Genomic DNA, 21,851 nt, shown 5'->3' with positions numbered 1-21,851 from the left:
AGCACAAGGAGCCCACCGATGACCTACCCTGCCTCGCCAGTCGTACCCAATGCCCATTTCACCTCGCCGAACATCAAGCGCGCCCTTGCGACCCTCCCGGGGCTGCTGATGGCCTCGGTCGTCGCCGCATCGGCTTATTGGCTGCGCGAGTTGCCCGGACTGAAGACCTTCAGCCCGCTGATCCTGGCGATCCTGATCGGAACCGCCTTTCACAATTTCATCGGCACGCCCGCGATCGCGAAGCCAGGTGTTGCCTTCAGCATGCGGCGCCTCCTGCGTTTCGGCATCATCCTGCTTGGGTTTCAGCTGACCGCGAGCCAGATCGTCGAAGTCGGATACCGCGACTTTCTGATCATCGCAGCGACGCTCGCCGCGACCTTCACCTTTACGGTCTGGATGGGACGGCTACTTGGCGTCGAACGCAAGCTCGCGCAACTGATCGCGGCCGGCACGTCAATTTGCGGCGCGTCGGCGGTGATCGCCACCAACACCGTGACGAACGGCGACGACGAGGATGTCGCCTATGCGGTCGCTTGCGTCACCATTTTCGGATCGGTCGCGATGTTCGCCTATCCGTTGCTGCCCGGCCTGCTGCATCTCGACCCCCATGCGTACGGGCTTTGGAGCGGCGCCTCAATCCACGAGATCGCACAAGTCGTTGCCGCGGCTTTTCAGGGAAGCAAGCAAGCGGGCGAATTCGGCACCATCGCGAAACTGGCGCGTGTGATGCTGCTGGCGCCGGTCGTGATTGTGCTGGGCTGGATGGCGTCGCGAAACACCGCCTCCCGTGGTTCGACTTCGGCGAAGCCGCCAATGCCCTGGTTCGTGCTAGGCTTTATTGCGGTGGTCGGACTGAACAGCGTGATGGCCATTCCGGTTGCAGCAAAGGCGGAGATTGTGGCGGCCACGACATTCCTGCTTTCCGTTGCGCTTGCCGCGATGGGATTGGAAACCGACATCCGCAAGCTCTCGGCCAGGGGCATCCGGCCTGCGCTGTTGGGCGCCCTCGCCTTCCTCTTCATCGCCAGCTTCAGTCTCGTATCGATCAAACTTTGGGGATAGCTGATGACACTCGAACAGCTTCGCATCTTCGTCGCCGTCGCCGAGCAACAGCACGTGACGCGGGCCGCCAGCGAGCTGAACCTCACCCAATCGGCAACGAGCGCCGCGATCGCGGCGCTCGAGGCGCGTTACGGCATCAAGCTCTTCGACCGCGTCGGCCGCGGTATCGTGCTCACCCGTACCGGCAGCGATTTTCTGGTCGAAGCCCGCGCAGTGCTCGCGCGGGCCAAGGACGCGACACAGGTCCTCAACGACCTCGCCGGTTTGAAACGCGGCTCGCTTTCCCTTGCCGCAAGCCAGACGGTCGGAAACTATTGGCTGCCGCGGCGGGTCCAGGCGTTTCACGCGGCCTATCCCGGCATCGAACTCAAGCTTTCAATCTCAAATACCGAGCAGGTCGCGCGGATGGTACGCGAGGGCAGCGCCGATCTCGGTTTGGTGGAAGGCGAAGTCGACGAAGGCCTTCTGAGCGCCAGCAAGATCGACGGCGACTGCTTGATCCTCGCCGTCGGCGCCAAACATCCGTGGGCGGACCGAACCAAGGTCTCCGCGAAGGATTTGCCGACGAGTTCATGGATCCTGCGAGAACGAGGTTCTGGCACGCGGTCTATGTTCGAGGCGGCGCTTCGCCAGAACGGACTTAAACTATCCGATCTCAAGGTTTCGCTCGAACTGCCTTCCAACGAGGCGGTCCGTTCCGCCGTCGAAGCCGGCGATGGTGCAACTGGCATTTCCGATCTAGTGGCGGCGCCATCCATCGCAGCCAAAACGCTGCACCGCGTCCGCTTCGACCTGCCGCGCCGATCCTTCTACCTCCTGCGCCACAAGGAGCGGCACGTCAGCCGCGCCGAAGACGCCTTGCTCAAATCGATGAAATAGATCGTTAGACAGCCGCATCCGCCGGCGGCCGTTGGCGCAACAGCCGCGCGCAGGCAAAGCCGAGCGCGATGATGATCACGGCGCTCGTCAGCAAGGTCGTCGCCTTGCCGGCGTTTTGAATTCCGAAACCGTAGGCGATCGGGCCGACCGTCTGGCCCATGAAAAAGAAGAACGAATGCAGCGAAAGCGCCGTGGCGCGGGCTTCTACCGAGAGCTCGCTGGCGAAAACCTGCAAGCAGCCATGGATCATGTAGAAGCCCCATCCCATCAACAGCAGGCACATCATCTGGACTTGCCAGCTCGGTCCAAAAGCGGTTGCGGCGAGTTGAAGGCCGACCAATGAAGCGCCTGATATCATCATGCCGTTGACGCCGAGCCGCGGCAGGAAGCGCGAAATCGTCATCGTGTAAAACAGGCCGCCGATGGCAAAACCCGCGATCACGATGCCTGATATCGACAACCGGGTTTCGCCAAGATCGAACAGGAACGAAGCGAGATAGGGAAAGAGGCCGAGCACGCAGCAACCTTCGATGAACACGGCGGCGTAACACAGCGCATTCGGATTGCTGAAGATCGTGCGATAGCCGTGACGCAGCGCGCGCAGAGTGGTCTTTGGCGTGTGCGCGATCGCCTTGCCGCGAAAGCCGGCCGCGACGGCCACCGAAGCGGCGACGACCAGACAGCCGAGCGTGGCCAACACGCCGCGCCAGCCAAGAAAATCGCCGATCACCCCCGAGAACGAGGCGCCCAGGAGATTGCCGGTCATCGAACCCGCCAGTGTCCGCCCGATCGCGATCTGGCGTTTTTCCGGCCCGACGAGATCGCTGGTCAGGCTGAGCGCCACCGGAAAGACGCCGCCGGAGCCGATACCGGCGAGAATTCGCGTCGCAAACAACAGGGGAAAGGAGGTGGCGACCGCGCCGAGGACGTTGGCCAAGCCCAAAAGCACTAGGCACGCAATCATCAGGCGAACCTTGCCGAAGAGATCGGCTGCCGCGCCCAATGCCGGCTGAATCACGGCAAAGGTGAAGGCGAATACTGCCGCGAAGCTCGCTGCCGTCGCTATGCTGATGCTGAAATCCTCCGCAACGTGCGGAAGGACCGGATCGAGCGCGCGAGCCGAGAGACTTGCTGCGAAATTTGCGATCGCGATGATGTTGATGGCGGGCGGTATGCGATCAAGCGGCCGCGGCAGGGTCTCCGGCATCAGCGCGTCACGTTCTCAGGCATTCTTATTGGCCATTCTTGGCGACCTGGTCGAATGCCATCAGCGTTTTCAGCAAGCCTTCGAAATCGCGCAACGGCACCATGTTGGGCCCGTCCGACGGCGCGCGATCCGGATCGGGATGGGTTTCGATAAAGACGCCGGCCACGCCGACCGCCACCGCCGCTCGCGCCAGCACGGGCACGAATTCGCGCTCGCCGCCCGATGAGGTGCCCTTGCCGCCGGGCTGCTGCACCGAATGGGTCGCATCGAAAATCACAGGAGCGCCGGTGGTACGCGCGAGGATCGGCAGCGCCCGCATGTCCGACACCAGCGTGTTGTAGCCGAACGAGGCACCGCGTTCGGTAACGAGAACTCTCGAGTTGCCCGCGCCCGTGATCTTGGCCACGACATTGGCCATGTCCCAAGGCGCCAGGAACTGGCCCTTCTTGACGTTGACAACCTTGCCGGTCGCGGCCGCCGCGAGCAGCAGATCCGTCTGCCGGCACAGGAAGGCCGGAATCTGCAAGACGTCCACCGCCTGCGCGACGTCGGCGCATTGCGCGGCCTCGTGCACATCGGTCAGCACGGGCAATCCCAGCGACGAGCGGATTTCGGCAAAGATCGGCAGCGCCTGCGGCAAGCCCAATCCCCGCGCGGCCGAAGCGCTGGTGCGGTTGGCCTTGTCAAAGGAGGTCTTGTAAACGAGCCCGATCTTCAGGCGATCAGCGATTTCCTTCAACGCGGACGCCACCTCAAGCCCGTGTGCGCGGCTCTCGAGCTGGCACGGACCCGCGATGATCGAAATCGGCAAGGTGTTGCCGAATTTGACCGGGCCGACGTCAACAATTTCTGCAGCGGAAACAGCGGCGCTCAAAGGTGTAGTCCTGTTTGGGCGCGACCATGCCGGGCACTTACGCCCCGATCAACCTAATTTTGTTCGAATATCAGGGTTGCGCCAAAGGCTTCGTCGGGCGGCACAACCAGCCGTCCGCCCTGACGTCTTACAGCTAACCCGCTTCGGAGATGCAAGGCTTCCGTTCCCGGCAGATCGGCGACGGCAAAGCGCATGGCATTCAACGTGATCGCCTCGCCATCCGCCTTGACCGGGATACCCAGGCCGTTGCGCGCGGCGGATGGCTCCATGACTTCGATGTCACCATTCTCCGTGTGCACCGATATGCCGGCCGCATTCGAAATCACCTCTCCCGCGCCCGTGTAGGCCTTGAGGAAAACTTGATGACTCATCGGGCGATTGGCGATCAGCACCACGCTCGGCACGCATTGCGCCCCGTTGGGGTGAGTTTGGAACGCCGGATTCCAGAAATTCTGGGGATAGTGATGCTGACACACGGCAAACCGCACATCCGGCGAAAGAGGTTCCGCGGCAAAAGCCAGCGAGAAGGTAAGCTTCACCGTGCTGCCGTCGGGCCGCTTTCCTTCGCGGCCAAAATCGAACACATCGAACGCGCCAATGCCGCTCGCTTCGAACGAGCGCGCATCGGTTGCCGCATCGCGGCTATTGAGCAACAGCATCGAAAAGCCCTCGCGGCGGGCGAGGAAATGCTGGTTGAAGCCGCCGAATGAGAAAAAACGCGGCCCGTGGGGCACGATCTTCTCGGGCTCGGCGACCTCCAGAATCTCGATGTAGCAGTTCTTCAGCTGCACAATGCGGTTGTGCGTGCCCCAGGGATGGCGGTTGCGGCCGCCCACGATGAACCCGGCGCGGACGTAGAAGTCCGCCGCCGCATCCAGGTCGCGGACGGCGTGCACGACATGATCGAGGCCATGGGGCATCGGGGGAGTTTTTACTTCACCGACGAGAAGGAGGTCGGCACCAGCAATTGGTTGACGATATTGCCGACGATCTGGCCATCGGCTTCCGTCTTGGCCCGCGCCTCGATCCATTCGGGATCGCTCTGGAACGCCGTCCACTTCTTCTCGCGTTCGGCAAGCGATTCCCAGGCGAGCAGGTAAGTCAGCTCCTGGTTGGATTCGCCGACCAGCGTCGTGAAAAAACCGGCCTGGCGAATGCCGTGCTTTTCCCAGAGTTTCAGCGTGATGGTATCAAAGCGCTTCAAGAGCGCGGGCAGCCGGCCCGGCAGACAGCGATAGACGCGAGTTTCGTAGATCATCAAGCACTCCCATTGAACGTGTTCTTGGCGGGGAGCGTCTTTTCGCAACAATCGGGGAGCCCGTCAAAGGCTCCCGCATGCGCCTTAAACGAGCCTGCTTTGCACCATCGCCGCCTCGATGAAGGAGGCAAATAATGGATGGGGTTCAAAGGGCCGCGACTTCAATTCGGGATGGAATTGCACGCCGATGAACCAGGGATGATCCTGGTATTCGACGATCTCCGGCAGGATGCCATCGGGCGATAGGCCTGAGAAACGCAAGCCGTGCTGCTCGAGCCGGTCTTTATAGGCGGTGTTGACTTCATAACGATGACGGTGGCGTTCCGAAATCTCGGTCGCGCCGCCATAGACTTGCGAGACACGGCTGCCTCGCTTTAACGCTGCCGGATAGGCGCCAAGCCGCATGGTGCCGCCGAGATCACCGTTTCTCGATCGCCGCTCCAACTCGTTGCCGCGCAGCCACTCGGTCATCAGACCTACGACCGGCTCCGGCGTCGGTCCAAATTCGGTCGAATTGGCATCGGCGATGCCGACGAGATTTCGAACGGCCTCGATCACCGCCATCTGCATGCCGAAGCAGATGCCGAAATAGGGCACATTCCGTTCTCGCGCGAATTGCGCCGCGCGAATCTTCCCCTCGGCGCCGCGTTGGCCGAAACCGCCCGGAACGAGGATGCCGTTGACGTGTTCGAGGAACGGTGCCGGGTCTTCGTTCTCGAAGACCTCGCTCTCGATCCAGTCGAGATTGACTTTCACCTTGTTGGCGATGCCGCCATGCGACAAGGCTTCGATCAACGACTTATAAGCGTCCTTCATGCCGGTGTACTTGCCGACGATGGCAATCGTCACCTGGCCTTCGGGATTGCGGACCCGCTCGTTGATGACGTTCCAGCTTTGCAAGCTGGGCGGAATCTTCGAGGTAATGCCGAACGCCGCCAGCACCTCATCGTCGAGACCTGCGGCGTGATAGGCTTCCGGCACGGCGTAGATGTTGTCGACATCGCGCGCCTCGATCACGGCGCTTTCGCGCACATTGCAGAACAGCCCGAGCTTGCGGCGCTCTTCCTTCGGGATCGGACGATCGGTGCGGCACAACAGGATGTCCGGCTGAATGCCGATCGAACGCAATTCCTTGACCGAGTGCTGCGTCGGCTTGGTCTTCAATTCACCCGCGCTCGGAATGAACGGCAGCAGCGTCAGATGGATGTAGATCGCGTGGTCGCGCGGCAAATCGTTCTTGACCTGGCGGATGGCTTCGAAGAACGGCAGACCCTCGATGTCGCCGACGGTGCCGCCGATCTCGCACAGCACGAAGTCGTACTCGTCGTTGCTGTCGAGAATGAAATCCTTGATCGCGTTCGTGACGTGCGGGATCACCTGAATGGTCGCGCCGAGATAGTCGCCGCGCCGCTCCTTGGTGATGATGTCCTGATAGATGCGTCCCGTCGTGATGCTGTCGGCCTTTGTAGCCGGGCGCCCGGTGAAACGCTCATAGTGGCCGAGATCGAGATCGGTCTCGGCGCCGTCGTCGGTCACGAACACTTCGCCATGTTGGTATGGCGACATCGTTCCGGGATCGAGATTGAGATAGGGATCGAGCTTTCGCAGCCGAACCTTGTAGCCACGTGCCTGCAACAGCGCGCCAAGAGCCGCTGAAGCCAGACCTTTTCCGAGCGAGGAAACCACGCCGCCGGTGATGAAGATGTACCGCGCCATGGGACTCAACCTTTAAGGCCACAGAAGCGATTCGCCAAAACGAAAAGGTTCATAGCCGTGAATTTCTCCCGGCCTGTGGGTGACGCCAAATTTAAAGAGATATCAAGGCCTTGATATAGAACCTTGATACGGCACAGTAGACGGCCACAGTGCATGGCCATCCTGCTTTATTGCGAACGGCGCCTATTGCGAGCGCGGCGCTTCCGGCCCCGGAGGTGCGGACGGAGGTTGCGCCTCGTCGGATTTCTTCAGCGAATCCAGGACACCGCCACCCGACGGCGCTGTGGGCGCGCCACCCGCCGGCTGCGACTGCGAGGTCGGCAAGATGACCGAACTCGGCTTGCGGTCGTAGCTGGCAAGCCAGGACAGAAACAGGCTGGTGAGGAAGAAGCCCGCAGCAAGAACGGCGGTTGTCCGGCTCAACAGATTGGCCGTGCCGCGGCTCGACATGAAGCCGGCGCCGCCGCCCATGCCGAGACCGCCGCCTTCAGATTTCTGAAGCAGCACGGTTGCGATCAGCGTCGCGACGATCATCAAATGGATTACGATAATGACAGTCTGCATTTCGACCTTTCGTCGCAAACCAAGGCTGGCCGGCAGCACGTTTCGGTTTTGCGGGAATTGAATTCGGCCGGGTGTTACACGATTGCACAGGGAGTTGTCACCCCCGGCTGAGCTTGCTGCTCAGTTAGGGACAATCGGCTGCAATCGCAAGGAAATCGGTGGCCTTGAGACTGGCCCCGCCGATCAGGGCGCCGTTGACGTTGGCGACCCCCATCAATTCCTTCGCATTCGACGGTTTGACCGAGCCGCCATAGAGGATCCGCATGCGGGAACCCTCATCCCTAAACCGGGCGGTCAGGGTCTCCCGGATAAACTGATGAATTTGCTCGACATCTTTGGCCGTGGGCGTCAGCCCCGTTCCGATCGCCCAGACCGGCTCGTAAGCCACGACCAGATTGTCCGCCCGCGCCCCCTCGGGAAGCGATCCCTGAAGCTGCCCGCGGCAGATATCGACCGTCTGGCCAGCGTCACGATGGCCTTGGGTTTCACCGATACAAACAATCGCCGTAAGGCCGGCGCGCCAGGCCGCCTCGGCCTTTTGCCGAACCAGGCTGTCGCTCTCGCCGTGATCGGCGCGCCGCTCCGAATGGCCGACAATGACGGCACTGGCACCCGCGTCCACCAGCATTTCGGCCGAGATATCCCCGGTATGGGCCCCTGACGGCTTGGGATGGCAATCCTGGCCACCGAGCGTCACGCCTTTTGAGCCGGACAATTTGGCTGCAAAGGCCGCGATCAACGTTGTCGGCGGACAGACCAATAGATCGGCCTTGCCGGTTACCTTGGAGGCGCCCGCGACCATGGCCTCGAATTCCATCATCGAGGCGCGCAGGCCGTTCATCTTCCAATTGCCGGCGATCAGGGGCCGAATGGTCATGTCCAAAAGGTTCCTTCAAAAAGCGCTGTTACGCCAATCGCTAGCAGAGGTAGGCAAACTCGGCCAGATCGGCCCAAATCGGAGGCCCGCGGGTCGTTAACTCTTTCAATTGGCGTCAGCGCTGGTTGCGGGTAAAAGGCCGCCACTTTATGATGCGTTATCAATCCGGTGATGCCCCTTTTGCGGTATTCGAAATCGAATTCCCTTGGGCGGCGGCCGGTTCCCTCCTGCCAACAAGTTGGACCCTATGCTTCGAGGAATGCGCAAAGCCTCATCAAACTGGCTCGGCAAAATTATCATGGCCACGGTGATGGGCGTCCTGATTGTCAGTTTCGGCATCTGGGGCATCGCCGATATCTTCAGGGGCTTTGGACAGTCGAGCCTCGCCAAGGTCGGCCGCACGGAAATTTCGACCGATCAATTCCGCCAGATCTATATGGACCGGCTGCAACAGATCGGTCGTCAGTTCGGACGTCCCTTGACGTCGGAGCAGGCCCGCGCGTTTGGCTTCGATCGGCAGGTGCTCCAGCAGACGATCGCTGAGGCTGCACTTGACGAAGAGGCACGGCGGCTCGGCCTTGGCCAGTCGACCGAGGAAACGCTGAAGACCATCTTCAACGATCCGAATTTCAAGGGCGTCAACGGCTCCTTCGATCCGCAGCGCTTTCAAAGCCTGATCCGGCAGATGGGCTACAGCGAACAACGCTTCATCGCCGAGCAGCGGCGCATCCTGCTGCGCCGTCAGATCGCGGGCTCGATCGCGGCGGGACTGGAGCCGTCGAACGTGCAGCTGGAAGCATTGGCGCGGTTCCAGAGCGAGCAGCGTTCGATCGAGTATATCAAGCTCGGCGCGACCCAGGCGGGGACGATCGATCCGCCCTCGCCCGAGGCGCTGGCGGCCTATTTCGAGGATCACAAGGCGCTGTTCCGGGCGCCGGAGTATCGCAAGATTTCCTACGTCGTCGTTACGCCGGAAGAAATCGGCAAATGGACCGACGTCTCCGACGAAGATGCGAAAAAGGTCTTCGAGCAACGCCGGGACAAGCTCGGCACGCCGGAGCGCCGGGAGATCCAGCAAATCACCTTCCCGAACGCGGACGAAGCCACGGCCGCACGGGGCAAAATCGCATCCGGCACATCGTTCGAGGACGTCGCCAAGGAGCGAGGTCTCGGCCAAGCCGACATCGACCTCGGCATGATCGCCAAATCCGGCATTGTCGAACCCGCGATTGCTGACGCCGCCTTCTCGCTGACCTCAGGCGAGGTCAGTCAGCCGGCGCAGGGACGGTTCGGCTTCGCGCTCGTCAAGGTCGGCAAGATCGAGCCCGGCGTCACGGCGACCTACGAGGGCTCTGCCCAGCAGATCAAACGCGACATCGCCAACGAACGCGCGCGCACGAAGGTCGCCGAACTCCGCGACAAGATGGAAGACGAGCGCGGCGGCGGCGCAAGCGTCGTCGAGGCCGCGCAGAAGCTTGGCCTTGCCGCCGTGACCATCGATGCGGTGGACCGCTCGGGCCGCGCGCCCAATGGCCAGCCCGCAGCCCTTCCACGCGGACTCGACGTGGTGACGCAGGCTTTCAACAGCGACGTCGGCGTGGACAACGATCCGATCTCGTTCAACGGCGGCTATGTCTGGTATGACGTGCTCGGCATTACCCCGTCGCGCGAGCGCAATCTCGACGAGGTCAAGGATCAGGTCGAGGCGCGGTGGCACACGGAACAGATCTCAAGCCGCTTGCGTACCAAGGCCTTGGACATGGTCCAGAAGCTCAACCAGGGCGGCAAGCTTGCCGATGAAGCAGCCCAGGCAGGGCTCGCTGTCGAAACCGCCAGCGGTTTCAACCGAAGTGCCACCCTGTCCGGCCTCAATGCAGGCGTGGTGGCGGCCGTGTTTGGCACCGCCAAGGACGCTGCCGGCCAGACGCCCGATGCCGCCGCGAACGGCTGGGTCGTCTTCCGCGTCACCGACATCACGGTGCCGCCGGTCGATCTTGCCTCGGACGGGATGAAGAAGCTGAAGGACAGCCTCCAGCGCGCGCAGACCGATGAGCAGATCGCCCAGTACGTCACCAAACTGGAATCAACGATCGGCACCAGCGTCAACGAAACCGCCTTTGCGCAGGTGACCGGAGCGAACAACAACTGAGCGTCGCGTTTGGCCGAAAGCGTGTGATGGACGATCTCAAATCAATCATTGCGAAGGTGGCGACCGGGGCCACGCTTTCGCGCGAGGAGGCCGCATCCGCCTTTGACCGGATGATGTCCGGTGAGGCCACGCCATCGCAGTTGGGCGGGCTGTTGATGGCGTTGCGTGTCCGTGGCGAGACCGTCGACGAAATCACCGGCGCGGTCTCGGCGATGCGCGCCAAGATGCTGAAAGTCAAAGCGCCGCCCAATGCGATCGACGTTGTCGGAACCGGTGGTGACGGCTCGGGTTCGGTGAACGTTTCGACCTGTGCGGCCCTGATCGTTGCCGGCGCCGGCGTGCCGGTTGCCAAGCATGGCAACCGCGCGCTGTCGTCGCGCTCGGGAGCTGCCGACGTCCTCGCCGCGCTTGGCGTGAAGATCGACCTTACGCCGGAACAGGTCAGCCGATGCGTGAACGACGCCGGCATCGGCTTCATGTTTGCGCCGGCGCACCATCCGGCGATGAAGAACGTAAACCCGACCCGCGTCGAGCTTGCGACCCGCACGATTTTCAATCTTCTCGGGCCGCTTTCCAACCCCGCCGGCGTCACGCGGCAGATGGTTGGCGTGTTCTCCCGGCAGTGGGTGCAACCGCTGGCGCAGGTCTTGAAGAACCTCGGCTCGGAAGCGGTCTGGGTGGTGCATGGCTCCGATGGCCTCGATGAGATCACGCTCACCGGCCCGACTTCCGTTGCCGCGCTTGAAAACGGAGCGATCCGCTCCTTCGAAGTATCGCCGGAAGAGGTCGGCCTCAAGCGCGTCGCCGGCGAAGCCTTGAAGGGAGGCGACGCTGCCGCCAACGCGCTGGCGCTGCGAAACGTCCTGGCACGCCGCCCGAGCGCCTATCGGGATGTGGCGTTGCTCAATGCGGCGGCGGCGCTGGTCGTTGCAGGCCGTGCCAGGGATTTGAAAGAGGGCCTCGCGCTCGGCATCCAATCGATCGACAGTGGCGCGGCAGCGGAACGGCTGAAGCGCCTTGTCGAGGTCTCGAACAGCTAGAGTATGTGATGTCCGACATCCTGAAGCGGATCGAGGCCTACAAGCGCGAGGAGATCGCGGCGGCCAAACGCGCCCAACCGCTGACAACCGTGGAGGCGCTCGCCAAGGCCGCCCCCTCGCCTCGCGGCTTTGTGGCGGCGATCAGAGACAAGCTCTCGCGCGGCGATTACGCGTTGATCGCCGAGATCAAGAAGGCATCGCCCTCCAAAGGGCTCATTCGGGCCGACTTCGATCCACCCGCGCTAGCAAAGGCCTATGAAGCCGGCGGCGCCGCCTGCCTCTCCGTGCTGACTGACACGCCTTCGTTCCAGGGCCATCTCGATTTCATGGTCGCAGCGCGCACCGCCACCAAACTGCCGGTGCTGCGCAAGGATTTCATGTACGACACCTATCAGGTGGCAGAGGCCCGCGCTTTTGGCACCGACTGCATCCTGATCATCATGGCCGCACTGGAAGATACAGCCGCGCAGGAGATCGAAGCCGCGGCGATAGCCTATGACATGGACGTGCTCCTCGAAATCCACGACCACAGCGAACTCGATCGCGCCTTGAAACTTCGTTCGCCAATGATCGGCGTCAATAACCGCAACCTGCGCAGCTTCGAGACCAGGCTTGAGACCAGCGAGGCGCTGGCGCCGCTGATCCCGAAAGACCGCCTGATGGTGGGTGAGAGCGGAATCTTTACCCCTGCCGATCTGGCACGGTTGGCGCGCGTCGGCATTTCGACTTTCCTGGTCGGTGAAAGCCTGATGCGGCAGAGCGACGTTACCGCGGCGACGCGTGCCCTGCTCGCGCGCGACGTTGATGTCGAAGCCACAAAGGCCAGTTAGGACATGGCGCGACGTCCATCCAAAGCTGCCCTCACCCATATCGACGCCAAAGGCGAAGCGCGGATGGTCGACGTGTCGGCCAAGCCCGCGACCGAACGGACAGCGGTCGCCGAGGGAAGCGTCATCATGAGCAAGGCGACGCTCGAGCTGATCACATCAGGCAAGGCCAAGAAGGGTGATGTGCTGGCGACGGCGCGGATCGCCGGCATCATGGCCGCCAAACGCACCTCCGAGCTCATTCCGCTGTGTCACCCGCTCGCGCTGTCGAAAGTAACGGTCGACATTTCGCTCGACCCCAGGCTGCCGGGCTGCCGGGTGCAATCCACCGTCAAGGTGACCGGGCCGACCGGGGTCGAGATGGAGGCATTGACCGCGGTCTCTGTCGCCTGCCTCACCATCTACGACATGATCAAGGCGGTCGAACGCGGCGCGCGTATCGAAGGCATTCGCCTGGTCGAGAAGTCCGGCGGAAAATCCGGGCATTACCGCGCCGAGAGCTAAACGTCGCTAAAATCAACTCGGCCGAATTCATCGACGGTTAACTCCAATTGCTAACCTCACTTCCATACCGCTGCTGTAACAACTATGCGCCGGCATGGGGGAATTGGCCGGCATTCGCATATGGTGGCGATCGCGATGACGGCAGACGGCAGCAGCTCATTCGACATGAAAGCATTTTTCTCCAGCGGCCCGATCCGCTGGCTGATCGGCGGCGGCGTGTTCCTGATCGCAGCGATCGCGCTCGGCACCGTCATGATGATCGACAATTTTCGCGAACGGGCGCTGAGCAGCAACGAACGCGAGCTGGAAAATACCGTCCAACTCATCGCGCGGCATTTCGATCAGCAGATCGAGGACTTCACGCTCGTCCTGAAGGACATCGCCACGCGCCTGCATGCCAGCGGCACAAGCTCCGAAATGCTGAAAGGGCACCTGTCCACCCTGGAATGGCACGAGGAACTCCGGTCAAAGGTCAATGCCTATTCGGATGCGGCCGGCATCAGCGTGTTCGACGCGGACGGCAACTTGATCAACTCCTCGGAGGTCTGGCCGGTCCCGGACGTCAGGATTTCCGATCGCGGTTATTTCAAGACTCTCAAATCTGGCAGTGACTCCACTCCAATCCAGATTGAACTCGTGCGCGGTCGGGTTTTCTCCGGAGGATGGGTCACCATCGTCGCGCAAAGGCTGAGCGGACCCAAGGGCGAGTTCGTCGGTATAATCACGCGATCGATCGCGCCGGCAACATTCGAGAAGTACTTTGCCTCCGTGGTGCTGCGGGACGGCGCCGCGATTTCGATGTACCGGCGCGACGGCATTCTGCTGGCGCGCTACCCGCACATCGAACACATGATCGGCTCCAATATCCAGTCTTCCAACGTCTACGCCTATATGTCGCTGCCGAACGGCGGCACGCTCCGGGTAACCAGCCCGATCGACGGCCAGAGGCGGATCGCATCGGTTAATTCCCTGCAACACTTCCCGATCTCCATTATCGCAAGCCTCGCGGTCGACGCCGCGCTTGCCGACTGGCGGACGCAGACCCAGTTCCTGGTCCTGGTGGCGATCCTCTCCGCGATCGTCATCACGGCGATGCTGTTTCTGTTCGTTCGAAAGCTGCTTCAGCAGCACCGAACAGAAAAGCAGCGCCTCGACACCGCCATCAACAACATGTCGCAGGGCCTCCTGCTCTACGATTCCTCCGAGCGGCTCGTCGTCTGCAACCAGCGCTATATTTCGATGTATGGGCTGTCACCCGGGGTCGTGAAACCGGGCCTCAGCTTTCGCGACCTGCTCCTATACCGCAAGACGATCGGGTCGTTCAAAGGCGACGTCGAAGCTTTCATTACCGGCGTCCGGCGTAACGTCGCGATCGGAAAGATCACCCGCAACACCTTCGAGACAGGCGACGGACGTCTGATACAGATCGTCAATCAGCCGCTGAAAAAAGGCTGGCTCGCCACCCACGAAGACATTACCGAGCGCATGCGCGCCGAAGAGCAGATCCGGCATCTGGCTCATTACGACGCGTTGACGGACCTGCCCAATCGCGCACTGTTCCACGAACGGCTGCGGCAGGAACTTGCCCAGGCCGACGCCGCGCATCAATTGGCCGTGCTCTATATCGACATCGATGAGTTCAAGAGCGTCAACGATTCCCTCGGCCACATGATCGGCGATGAGTTGTTGAAATCGGTCGCCAGGCGCCTCGGCTCCTGCATCGGCAGCGCCGGTTTCGTCGCCCGGCTGGGCGGCGATGAATTTGCCATCGTCAAGACCGGGGTGAGCGATCCGGATGAGGTCGCCGACCTTGCCACGCGCGCGCTGGAGGCGATCCGCGCTCCTTACGACTGCCTCGGCCATCAGCTGACCTCGGACGCCAGCATCGGCATCGCGATAGCCCCGCAACATGGCGCCGATCTCGACCAGATTCTCAAGAACGCCGATCTTGCGATGTACGCCGCCAAATCGGCCGGCCGGCGCACCTGGCGCTTCTTCGAACCTTCCATGGATGCGCACGTGAGGGCGCGGCGTCAGCTCGAAATCGATCTGCGCAAGGCGATCGCCGACGAGGCGCTCGAAATCTACTACCAGCCCTGCCTCAGCCTCCAGAACGACAGGATCACAGGCTGTGAGGCGCTGGTACGTTGGCGCCACCCCAAGCGCGGCATGATTTCGCCTGCCGAATTCATCCCGATTGCCGAGGAGACCGGCCTGATCAACGAACTCGGCGAATGGGTCCTGACCAAGGCCTGTTTCGAAGCCACGGCCTGGCCCGAAGGGATCAATCTCGCCGTCAACGTCTCCCCGGTTCAGTTCAAGAGCGGCACGCTGGCGCTGAAGATCGTTTCAGCGCTCGCCGCCTCCGGACTGCCGGCGGACCGGCTGGAACTGGAGATCACCGAGGCGGTCCTGATCCGCGACGACGAGGCCGCGCTTGATATCCTGCATCAGCTTCGCGGCATCGGCGTGCGGATTGCGCTCGACGATTTCGGCACCGGCTATTCGTCGCTGAGCTATTTGCACCGCTTCCCGTTCGACAAGATCAAGATCGACCGTTGCTTCGTCACCGGGCTCGCCGAAGCAGGCGGATCATCGATCGTCCAGGCGGTGGTCAACATCGCAGCCGCCCGGCACATGACGACAACGGCGGAAGGCGTGGAGACCGAGCGGCAGCAGCAATTGTTGCGCGGGCTCGGCTGCACCGAAATGCAGGGCTATCTCTTCAGCGCCCCGAAGCCGGCAAGCGCCGTCAGAGAGATTCTCTTCAGCCGCAACGCAACGCCGACCGCGGCCGCGTGAGCGCGGCCGCTCTCTTTCCGTCCTAGTTCGGCACCGACGACTTCGACGCCGACGTCGAAGCCGATCCACCGGCATTGATGGTGACGCCGCGCAGAACGTTGTAGGCGGCGGCAAGCGCCTTATCGTCCTTCTCCGCCGGCGGAACGTAGGACTGCGAACCGGTCTGTTCAGCGCCCTCGGCCGACAGATGCCCTCGCATCGAAGCTTCGCCTTTCAGTTCGGCCCGCCCTTTCAGGTCGTCCGGAATATCCTGAAGGATTTCAATGTCGGGCAAAATGCCCTGGGCCTGGATCGAGCGCCCGGACGGCGTGAAATAGCGTGCGGTCGTCAGCGCCAGCGCACCATGGCCTCCGCCCAGCGGGATGATGGTCTGGACCGAACCTTTGCCGAACGAACGGGTGCCAATCAGGGTTGCGCGCTTGTGGTCGTGCAGCGCGCCCGCCACGATCTCGGAGGCCGATGCCGAGCCGCCATTGATGAGAACGACGAGCGGCTTGCCCTTGGTGAGATCGCCGCCATGGGCGGAGAAACGCTGGGTCTCCTCGGGACGCCGTCCCCGGGTCGAGACGACTTCGCCACGCGCCAGGAACGTACTTGAGACCGTGACCGCCTGGTCGAGCAGACCACCTGGATTATTGCGCAGGTCGAGCACATAACCTGCCAGGCTCTGCGAGGGAATTTGCTTGGCGATATCGGCGACCGCCTTCTTCAGCTCGTCGCCGGTCGTCTCGCTGAACGAGCTGACCCGGATATAACCGATGTCACCGCCATTGGTCCGATAGCTGACGGGCTTCACATGGATGATTTCACGGGTCAGCGTCACGTAGATCGGATTGTCGTTGCCCTTGCGCAGGATGGTCAGCTTGGTCTTGGTGTCGACCGGCCCTTTCATCTTGTTGACGGCCTGCTCCAGCGTCAGCCCCTGGACATTGTCCTCGTCGATCTGGGAAATGAAGTCGCCGGACAGGATTCCCGCCTTCGACGCCGGCGTCTCGTCCATCGGCGTGACGACCTTGACGAGGCCATCTTCCATGGTCACCTCGATGCCGAGCCCGCCGAACTCGCCGCGTGTGGTCTCCTGCATTTCGTGCCAGGCGTCGTCGTTCATGTAGCGGGAATGCGGATCGAGCGAGGTGATCATGCCGTTGATCGCGCCCTCGATCATCTGGGCATCATCCGGCTTCTCGACGTAGTCGGCTCTGACGCGCTCGAACACATCGCCAAACAGGTTGAGCTGCGAATAGATATCGCCCTCCACCTTGGCTTTGGCCACCGCAACCAGATGGCTGCCCTGTGGCCCGCTGAACGCAAGGGTAAGGCAGATGCCTGTAACCGTACCGAGGAGAAACAGGGAGTTCTTTCGCATGGCGAGCCTTAATGGTTGGTTCGGCCGGTCGTCCTTGGACCGGCCCGCGACGTTCGTTGGTTAGCCGGTCAAACCGGTCGTTCGCGACACTCTTCCGCTAGCATTAAGGCCGCTTTGAGAGCGCCGCGTCGCCCGGCCTCCTGCCGCCTCATCGGTATTTCCGTGTCAGCAGGCCCCTTAGGACACAACGGACTATAGGCGCTTCGCAGACGCCTGAGAAACCGGAAATCGGCTACATTTCCAATTTGTAATTGCCGCAAGGATAGGCGGAATCGTCGGGAAAACGACTCTCCTGCTCACGGCTGTTTGGAGTCCATCAGCACGAACAGGATCCGGCAAGTCTCAGTTCCGTGATTGACCCATGCGTGATTGGTGGCCTGCTGGACGATCGTGTCGCCAGGTTTCAGATGAACCGTGGCATCGTCGAGCATCATGTCGATCTCGCCTGACAACACCACCGCGTAATCGACGCTGCGCGTCCGGTGCATCAACGGATGTGTGACCGGCCGGCCTTTGGCCGGCGCCACCGGGCCAACCGCTTTCATGAGAAGGCCGGGTTCCATCCTGGCTTCGGTGGCGGCGTCGAGCGGCGGAAACTCTACCACGCGGAATTTCGTGCCGTTGTCGAGCGGAGATACGCCGACTGGAATCGATGCGGTGTCATCCTTGAACGAGAATCCGATTGGATAGGAATTGGTGACCCACAGATTGGTCGATTGCAGGCCGTAAGGCCCCGCCTGCAACGGCATCCGGTTGTCGAACATCACGACCGACTTGTTGTCGGCATCGAGGCCTACGACAACGCGGCGAATGTCGGAAGCCTGGGCTGTCGAGCAGCCCAATAGCGCTGCGGCGAAAAGCCAGCGGATTTTGCGAAACATCATGGACCTTCCTCCCGGTAATACCGGCTGATCTTCGTCAGCACAGGCGCGAGGATGGCAGTGCCGGCGCAAGGCGGTCAACCGCGCATCGCCAAGGCGACTGGCATGCGCTCAGGGGCCGCCACAAGGCTTAACTGCCTCCGCGCAATAGGTTATGGATAGCGATGGTGCAGGACGGCTGGGCCTTGAATGGCACGCTTGCCTGCGCTTTCAACCGGAAATAATCCGGGGCAACGCTCGGGGAGGATCATCACATGTTCAAGTCAATTTCTGCGGCTGCCGCAACGCTTGCGATTTCGGCCACCTGCTTCATCCTGCTGCCGGTCGGACAGCGTGTCGAAGCGCAATCGGCCGGAATGTTCGTCAACGCGGTCGATCTCGATATCGTGCCTGCCGAACGCGAGAATTTCCTGGCCGCGATCAAGGAGAACGGCGCCGCGGCGGCCAAGGAGCCGGGCTGCAAGCCGCATCCCTTCTCAGCCTCCACTTTTGCGAATGTTAGAATCAAAGGACCACTGGCAAATAAAAAGTTCGCTAGTGGAGTTTTGGATTTGACATTCGCTTTTCCGACTCGCGGCTAGGCGCCTAGCGAATGTCAAATCCACTCCACTAGCGGCCGGGCTTCTTCGAAACGAACGTCGTCGGAAATACAAGGAGAAGAAACATGAACGAAGTGACCCGTATCCCGACAAGCACCGAACTTGGCGCCAGCGCCGAGCCGTTCCAGAATCTTCATGAGTTCGTGAACAAGGCGCGCGCCAATCTCAACCAGAACGCCTGGGACTACATCATCGGCGCGTCCGAAACCGAAACCACGATACGCCGCAACCGCTCGGCGCTCGACGAGCTCGCGTTCAGGCCACGGGTGTTGCGCAATGTTGCTCGTATCGACGCCACGACCGAAGTGTTCGGCCGCAAATTGCGCCTTCCCGTCATGATGGCGCCGGTCGGCGCGCTGGAAATCTTCGATCCTGAAGGGGCAGCCGCCAGTGTTTCCCGCGGTGTCGGACGGTTTGGCGCGGCCCATATGTTGAGCTCGGTCTCCGAACCGGGCCTTGAAAAGGTCGCCCAGGCAGCGCCGGACGCCTTGCGCATCTACCAGCTCTACGTCCGCGGCGACGACGCCTTCGTCGAAGATCGCGTCAGCCGCGCGATTGCAAGCGGCTATACGGCTTTCTGCCTCACCGTCGACACCGCCCATTACAGCCGCCGCGAACGCGATATCGCCAAGCGCTATGTACGCGAAAGCCGCCTGCGCGCCACCGGCGGCGACTTCCAGAAGGGCCTCGACTGGCGCACCGTCAAGCTCATCAAGGACAAGTACAAGATTCCGCTGATCATCAAGGGCATCGCCACCGCCGAGGACGCGGCGATCGCGGTCGATCATGGCGTCGAATGGATTTACGTCTCCAACCATGGCGGCCGCCAGCTCGATCACGGCCGCGGCTCCATGCATGTGTTGCCGGAGATCGCGAGCGCCGTCAAAGGCCGCGCGAAAATCATGGTCGACGGTTCGTTCTGCCGCGGCACCGACATCGTCAAGGCAATGATCCTGGGCGCGGACCTCGTCGGCATCGGCCGGTTGCAATGCTGGGCGCTGGCGGCTGCCGGTGAAAGCGGCATCGTGCGGATGCTCGAGCTGTTGGAAGACGAGGTGCTCCGCACGCTTGGCCTGTTGGGCGTCACCAAATATGCCGAGCTCGATAAATCCTATCTGCACCCAGCGATGCCGACCAACCTGCCGGGCGTCTTCTCCGCCTTCCCGCTTCTCGACATCGAGCCTTATCGGTATTGACGAGTTAGCGGCGCCGATCTGATGGCAGGCAACCAGCCGTGAACCAGCCACCACTTTCGCCCGGCGACGCCGACGCCTTGCTGTTCGATCTCGGGCGGGTGGTGCTCGATATCGATTTCGACCGCACCCTTCACCATTGGGCCCGCCAGGCTGGATGCGAACCTGTCCTGCTTGGACAGCGCTTCCTGCGCGGGGAATTGTACCACCAGCACGAGAAGGGCGAGATCAGCGACGAGGCCTTCTTTGCCGGCTTAAGATCCTCTCTCGGTGTGGAACTCTCCGACGCGCAATTTGTCGACGGCTGGAACGCGATCTTTGTCGGCGAAATACCCGGGATCAAAACCCTGCTCGCCCGCGCCGCGAAACACCTGCCGCTCTATGCGTTCTCGAATACGAACGCGGTGCATGGCGCCTATTTTTCCGTTCAATATGCGGAAGTGCTCGGCCATTTCCATCAGATTTTTCTATCATCCACCATCGGGCTTCGAAAGCCGGACGCGGAAGCCTATGATCACGTCGTGCAGGCCATCGGCGTGCCGGCGGAACGCATTGTGTTCTTCGACGATCTCGACGAAAACATCAGGGGTGCCTGCGAGCGCGGCCTCAAGGCGGTTCGGGTCACCTCGTCCGGCGACGTCGCTCGCGCGCTTCAAGCGCTCGGAATCTAGGAAGGCGGTTTGAACGTGTTCATTCGCGGAGTCCTGTCGTGGCACTGATGCCGGTCGCCGATGCCCTGGCCGCGGTTCTTTCGGGCGCCGAAGCACTGCCCGAGGAAATGACTGCGCTGGATTTGGCTTTCAAGCGCATTCTGGCGCGCGATCTGGCCGCACTGCGTACCCAGCCGCCGCAGGCGATGTCGGCCATGGACGGCTATGCGGTCCGCGCGACAGATGCCAGGCAAGCCGGCACACCCCTCAAGGTCATCGGCGAGATCGCCGCCGGACGGCCTTTCGATCGCGTCGTAGGCGCGGGCGAGGCGGTACGCATCTTTACCGGCGGCGTGATCCCCGAAGGCGCCGATGCCGTCATCATTCAGGAAGATACCGTGGTCGAGGGCGACGGGATCAAAATCACCGAAGCCGCGATCGCCGGCCGCCACATTCGCCGCGCCGGCGTCGACTTTCGTGAAGGCGACGTGTTGCTCAAGGCGGGCCAGGAGCTTTCCGACCGCGACCTCTCGCTCGCAGCCTCCATGAACTACCCTCTGCTGCCCGTTCATCGCCGGCCAAAGGTGGCGCTGCTGGCGACCGGCGACGAGTTGGTGATGCCGGGTCAAACCCCCGGGCCCGGCCAGATCGTCTATTCCAACGGTTATGCGCTGCGGGCGCTCGCCCGGGCCGAAGGCGCCGACGTGCTCGACCTCGGCATTGCCGCGGATACGCTCGAGGCCACCCGGAGCGGAATTCGCCGCGCGCGCGATAGCGGCGCCGACGTCCTGATCACGACCGGAGGGGCTTCGGTCGGCGACCACGACCTGGTCAAGAAGTCGCTCGACGCCGAAAACGTGGCGATGGCCTTCTGGCGGATCGCCATGCGGCCCGGCAAGCCGCTAATGCACGGTCGCCTCGGGGACATGCGCGTGATCGGCCTGCCCGGCAACCCCGTATCGTCTTACGTATGCGCGTTCCTGTTTCTCGTGCCGTTGATTCGCAAACTCTGCGGCCAAACAGTGATCCATCACACCACCGAATCTGCGCTGTTGGGGCATGGCGTGTCGGCCAACGATCAGCGCGAGGACTATTTGCGCGCCCGTCTTACGACACGCGAGGACGGCGCGTTGATCGCAACCCCGGTCAATCAGCAGGACAGTTCGCTGCTTGGGAATCTCGCTGCGGCACAGGCACTTCTGATACGTCCGCCGTTTGCGCCGGCGGCTGACGCAGGCAGAGTTTGCGAGATCCTCAGGCTCCCCGCCTGAGCGGGTTCGAGCGCTCGGCGCGCTCGCCCTCATTGACGAAAAATTAAGTGGTTGCGGAACACATATGGAACAGATAGTGTTCGTTCATGATTTGTTTCTGAAGTTTGGCGATGATCTTCGGGCTCCCTCAAG

Annotated in this window: 20 protein-coding genes; 11 read left to right on the top strand and 9 right to left on the bottom strand. The window is 62.0% G+C overall.

Annotated elements, in window-relative coordinates; translation table 11 throughout:
* Positions 1-18 precede the first annotated feature (18 nt).
* Both BUA38_RS31940 and BUA38_RS31935 read left to right on the top strand, forming a co-directional pair.
* A complete protein-coding gene (locus BUA38_RS31940) occupies positions 19-1,062 on the top strand; it encodes a YeiH family protein (protein ID WP_083587851.1) in 1,044 nt (347 codons plus the stop codon).
* A 3-nt stretch (positions 1,063-1,065) separates the two neighbouring features.
* Positions 1,066-1,941 carry a LysR family transcriptional regulator gene (locus BUA38_RS31935; RefSeq protein ID WP_072824331.1) on the top strand — a complete coding sequence of 292 codons (876 nt, stop codon included), beginning with the start codon at positions 1,066-1,068 and terminating at the stop codon, positions 1,939-1,941.
* A gap of 4 nt (positions 1,942-1,945) precedes the next feature.
* Here BUA38_RS31935 and BUA38_RS31930 read toward each other — a convergent pair whose 3' ends face one another.
* From BUA38_RS31930 to tpiA, 7 genes are all read right to left on the bottom strand, one after another.
* Positions 1,946-3,148 carry an MFS transporter gene (locus BUA38_RS31930; RefSeq protein WP_072824329.1) on the bottom strand — a complete coding sequence of 401 codons (1,203 nt, stop codon included), beginning with the start codon at positions 3,146-3,148 and terminating at the stop codon, positions 1,946-1,948.
* Positions 3,149-3,173: 25 nt separating this feature from the next.
* Positions 3,174-4,022, bottom strand: coding sequence for a 3-deoxy-8-phosphooctulonate synthase (gene kdsA, locus BUA38_RS31925; RefSeq protein ID WP_072824327.1), 849 nt, complete (start codon positions 4,020-4,022; stop codon positions 3,174-3,176).
* Positions 4,023-4,075: 53 nt separating this feature from the next.
* Positions 4,076-4,942, bottom strand: a complete 867-nt coding sequence (locus BUA38_RS31920) for a VOC family protein (protein ID WP_072824325.1) — start codon at positions 4,940-4,942, stop codon at positions 4,076-4,078.
* An 11-nt stretch (positions 4,943-4,953) separates the two neighbouring features.
* Entirely contained in the window at positions 4,954-5,280 is a 327-nt protein-coding gene (locus BUA38_RS31915; RefSeq protein ID WP_072824323.1) for an NIPSNAP family protein, read from the bottom strand.
* An 84-nt stretch (positions 5,281-5,364) separates the two neighbouring features.
* Complete coding sequence (locus BUA38_RS31910) at positions 5,365-6,996, bottom strand: CTP synthase (protein WP_072824321.1); 1,632 nt, start codon at positions 6,994-6,996, stop codon at positions 5,365-5,367.
* A 183-nt stretch (positions 6,997-7,179) separates the two neighbouring features.
* The gene (secG, locus tag BUA38_RS31905) at positions 7,180-7,560 is read right to left on the bottom strand and encodes a preprotein translocase subunit SecG (RefSeq protein ID WP_072826600.1); all 381 of its coding nucleotides are present in this window, start codon (positions 7,558-7,560) and stop codon (positions 7,180-7,182) included.
* A 124-nt stretch (positions 7,561-7,684) separates the two neighbouring features.
* Positions 7,685-8,437: a triose-phosphate isomerase gene (gene tpiA / locus BUA38_RS31900; RefSeq protein WP_072824319.1), complete on the bottom strand. Its 753-nt coding sequence runs from the start codon at positions 8,435-8,437 to the stop codon at positions 7,685-7,687.
* A gap of 247 nt (positions 8,438-8,684) precedes the next feature.
* Here tpiA and BUA38_RS31895 point away from each other — a divergent pair, with 247 nt between their 5' ends.
* From BUA38_RS31895 to BUA38_RS31875, 5 genes are all read left to right on the top strand, one after another.
* On the top strand, positions 8,685-10,586 hold the full coding sequence (locus tag BUA38_RS31895; protein WP_072824317.1) for a peptidylprolyl isomerase: 1,902 nt from the start codon (positions 8,685-8,687) through the stop codon (positions 10,584-10,586).
* 26 nt (positions 10,587-10,612) lie between these two features.
* Positions 10,613-11,626 carry an anthranilate phosphoribosyltransferase gene (trpD, locus tag BUA38_RS31890; protein WP_072824315.1) on the top strand — a complete coding sequence of 338 codons (1,014 nt, stop codon included), beginning with the start codon at positions 10,613-10,615 and terminating at the stop codon, positions 11,624-11,626.
* An 8-nt stretch (positions 11,627-11,634) separates the two neighbouring features.
* The gene (trpC, locus tag BUA38_RS31885; RefSeq protein ID WP_072824313.1) at positions 11,635-12,456 is read left to right on the top strand and encodes an indole-3-glycerol phosphate synthase TrpC; all 822 of its coding nucleotides are present in this window, start codon (positions 11,635-11,637) and stop codon (positions 12,454-12,456) included.
* A gap of 3 nt (positions 12,457-12,459) precedes the next feature.
* Positions 12,460-12,957 (top strand): cyclic pyranopterin monophosphate synthase MoaC, encoded by a 498-nt coding sequence (moaC, locus tag BUA38_RS31880; RefSeq protein WP_072824312.1) that lies wholly within the window; start codon positions 12,460-12,462, stop codon positions 12,955-12,957.
* Between the two features lie 135 nt (positions 12,958-13,092).
* Positions 13,093-15,759: a bifunctional diguanylate cyclase/phosphodiesterase gene (locus BUA38_RS31875; protein ID WP_072826599.1), complete on the top strand. Its 2,667-nt coding sequence runs from the start codon at positions 13,093-13,095 to the stop codon at positions 15,757-15,759.
* A 22-nt stretch (positions 15,760-15,781) separates the two neighbouring features.
* Here BUA38_RS31875 and BUA38_RS31870 read toward each other — a convergent pair whose 3' ends face one another.
* A complete protein-coding gene (locus BUA38_RS31870; RefSeq protein WP_072824310.1) occupies positions 15,782-17,125 on the bottom strand; it encodes a S41 family peptidase in 1,344 nt (447 codons plus the stop codon).
* A 296-nt stretch (positions 17,126-17,421) separates the two neighbouring features.
* Entirely contained in the window at positions 17,422-18,009 is a 588-nt protein-coding gene (locus BUA38_RS31865; RefSeq protein ID WP_083587850.1) for a cupin domain-containing protein, read from the bottom strand.
* 251 nt (positions 18,010-18,260) lie between these two features.
* Between BUA38_RS31865 and BUA38_RS31860 the strand changes: the two genes are divergently transcribed.
* The 4 genes from BUA38_RS31860 (at position 18,261) to glp (ending at position 21,719) form a co-directional block, all read left to right on the top strand.
* Positions 18,261-18,587, top strand: coding sequence for a hypothetical protein (locus BUA38_RS31860; protein WP_072824308.1), 327 nt, complete (start codon positions 18,261-18,263; stop codon positions 18,585-18,587).
* 83 nt (positions 18,588-18,670) lie between these two features.
* Positions 18,671-19,801, top strand: coding sequence for an alpha-hydroxy acid oxidase (locus BUA38_RS31855; RefSeq protein ID WP_072824306.1), 1,131 nt, complete (start codon positions 18,671-18,673; stop codon positions 19,799-19,801).
* A 38-nt stretch (positions 19,802-19,839) separates the two neighbouring features.
* Complete coding sequence (locus tag BUA38_RS31850; RefSeq protein WP_072824304.1) at positions 19,840-20,469, top strand: HAD-IA family hydrolase; 630 nt, start codon at positions 19,840-19,842, stop codon at positions 20,467-20,469.
* A gap of 38 nt (positions 20,470-20,507) precedes the next feature.
* On the top strand, positions 20,508-21,719 hold the full coding sequence (gene glp / locus BUA38_RS31845) for a gephyrin-like molybdotransferase Glp (RefSeq protein ID WP_072824302.1): 1,212 nt from the start codon (positions 20,508-20,510) through the stop codon (positions 21,717-21,719).
* The last annotated feature ends 132 nt before the right edge of the window (positions 21,720-21,851 follow it).

The sequence above is a fragment of the Bradyrhizobium erythrophlei genome (assembly GCF_900142985.1).
Lineage (GTDB): Bacteria > Pseudomonadota > Alphaproteobacteria > Rhizobiales > Xanthobacteraceae > Bradyrhizobium > Bradyrhizobium erythrophlei_B.
Note: the sequence above shows the minus strand (reverse complement) of the source record. Positions and strands in the feature narration are given on the sequence as shown.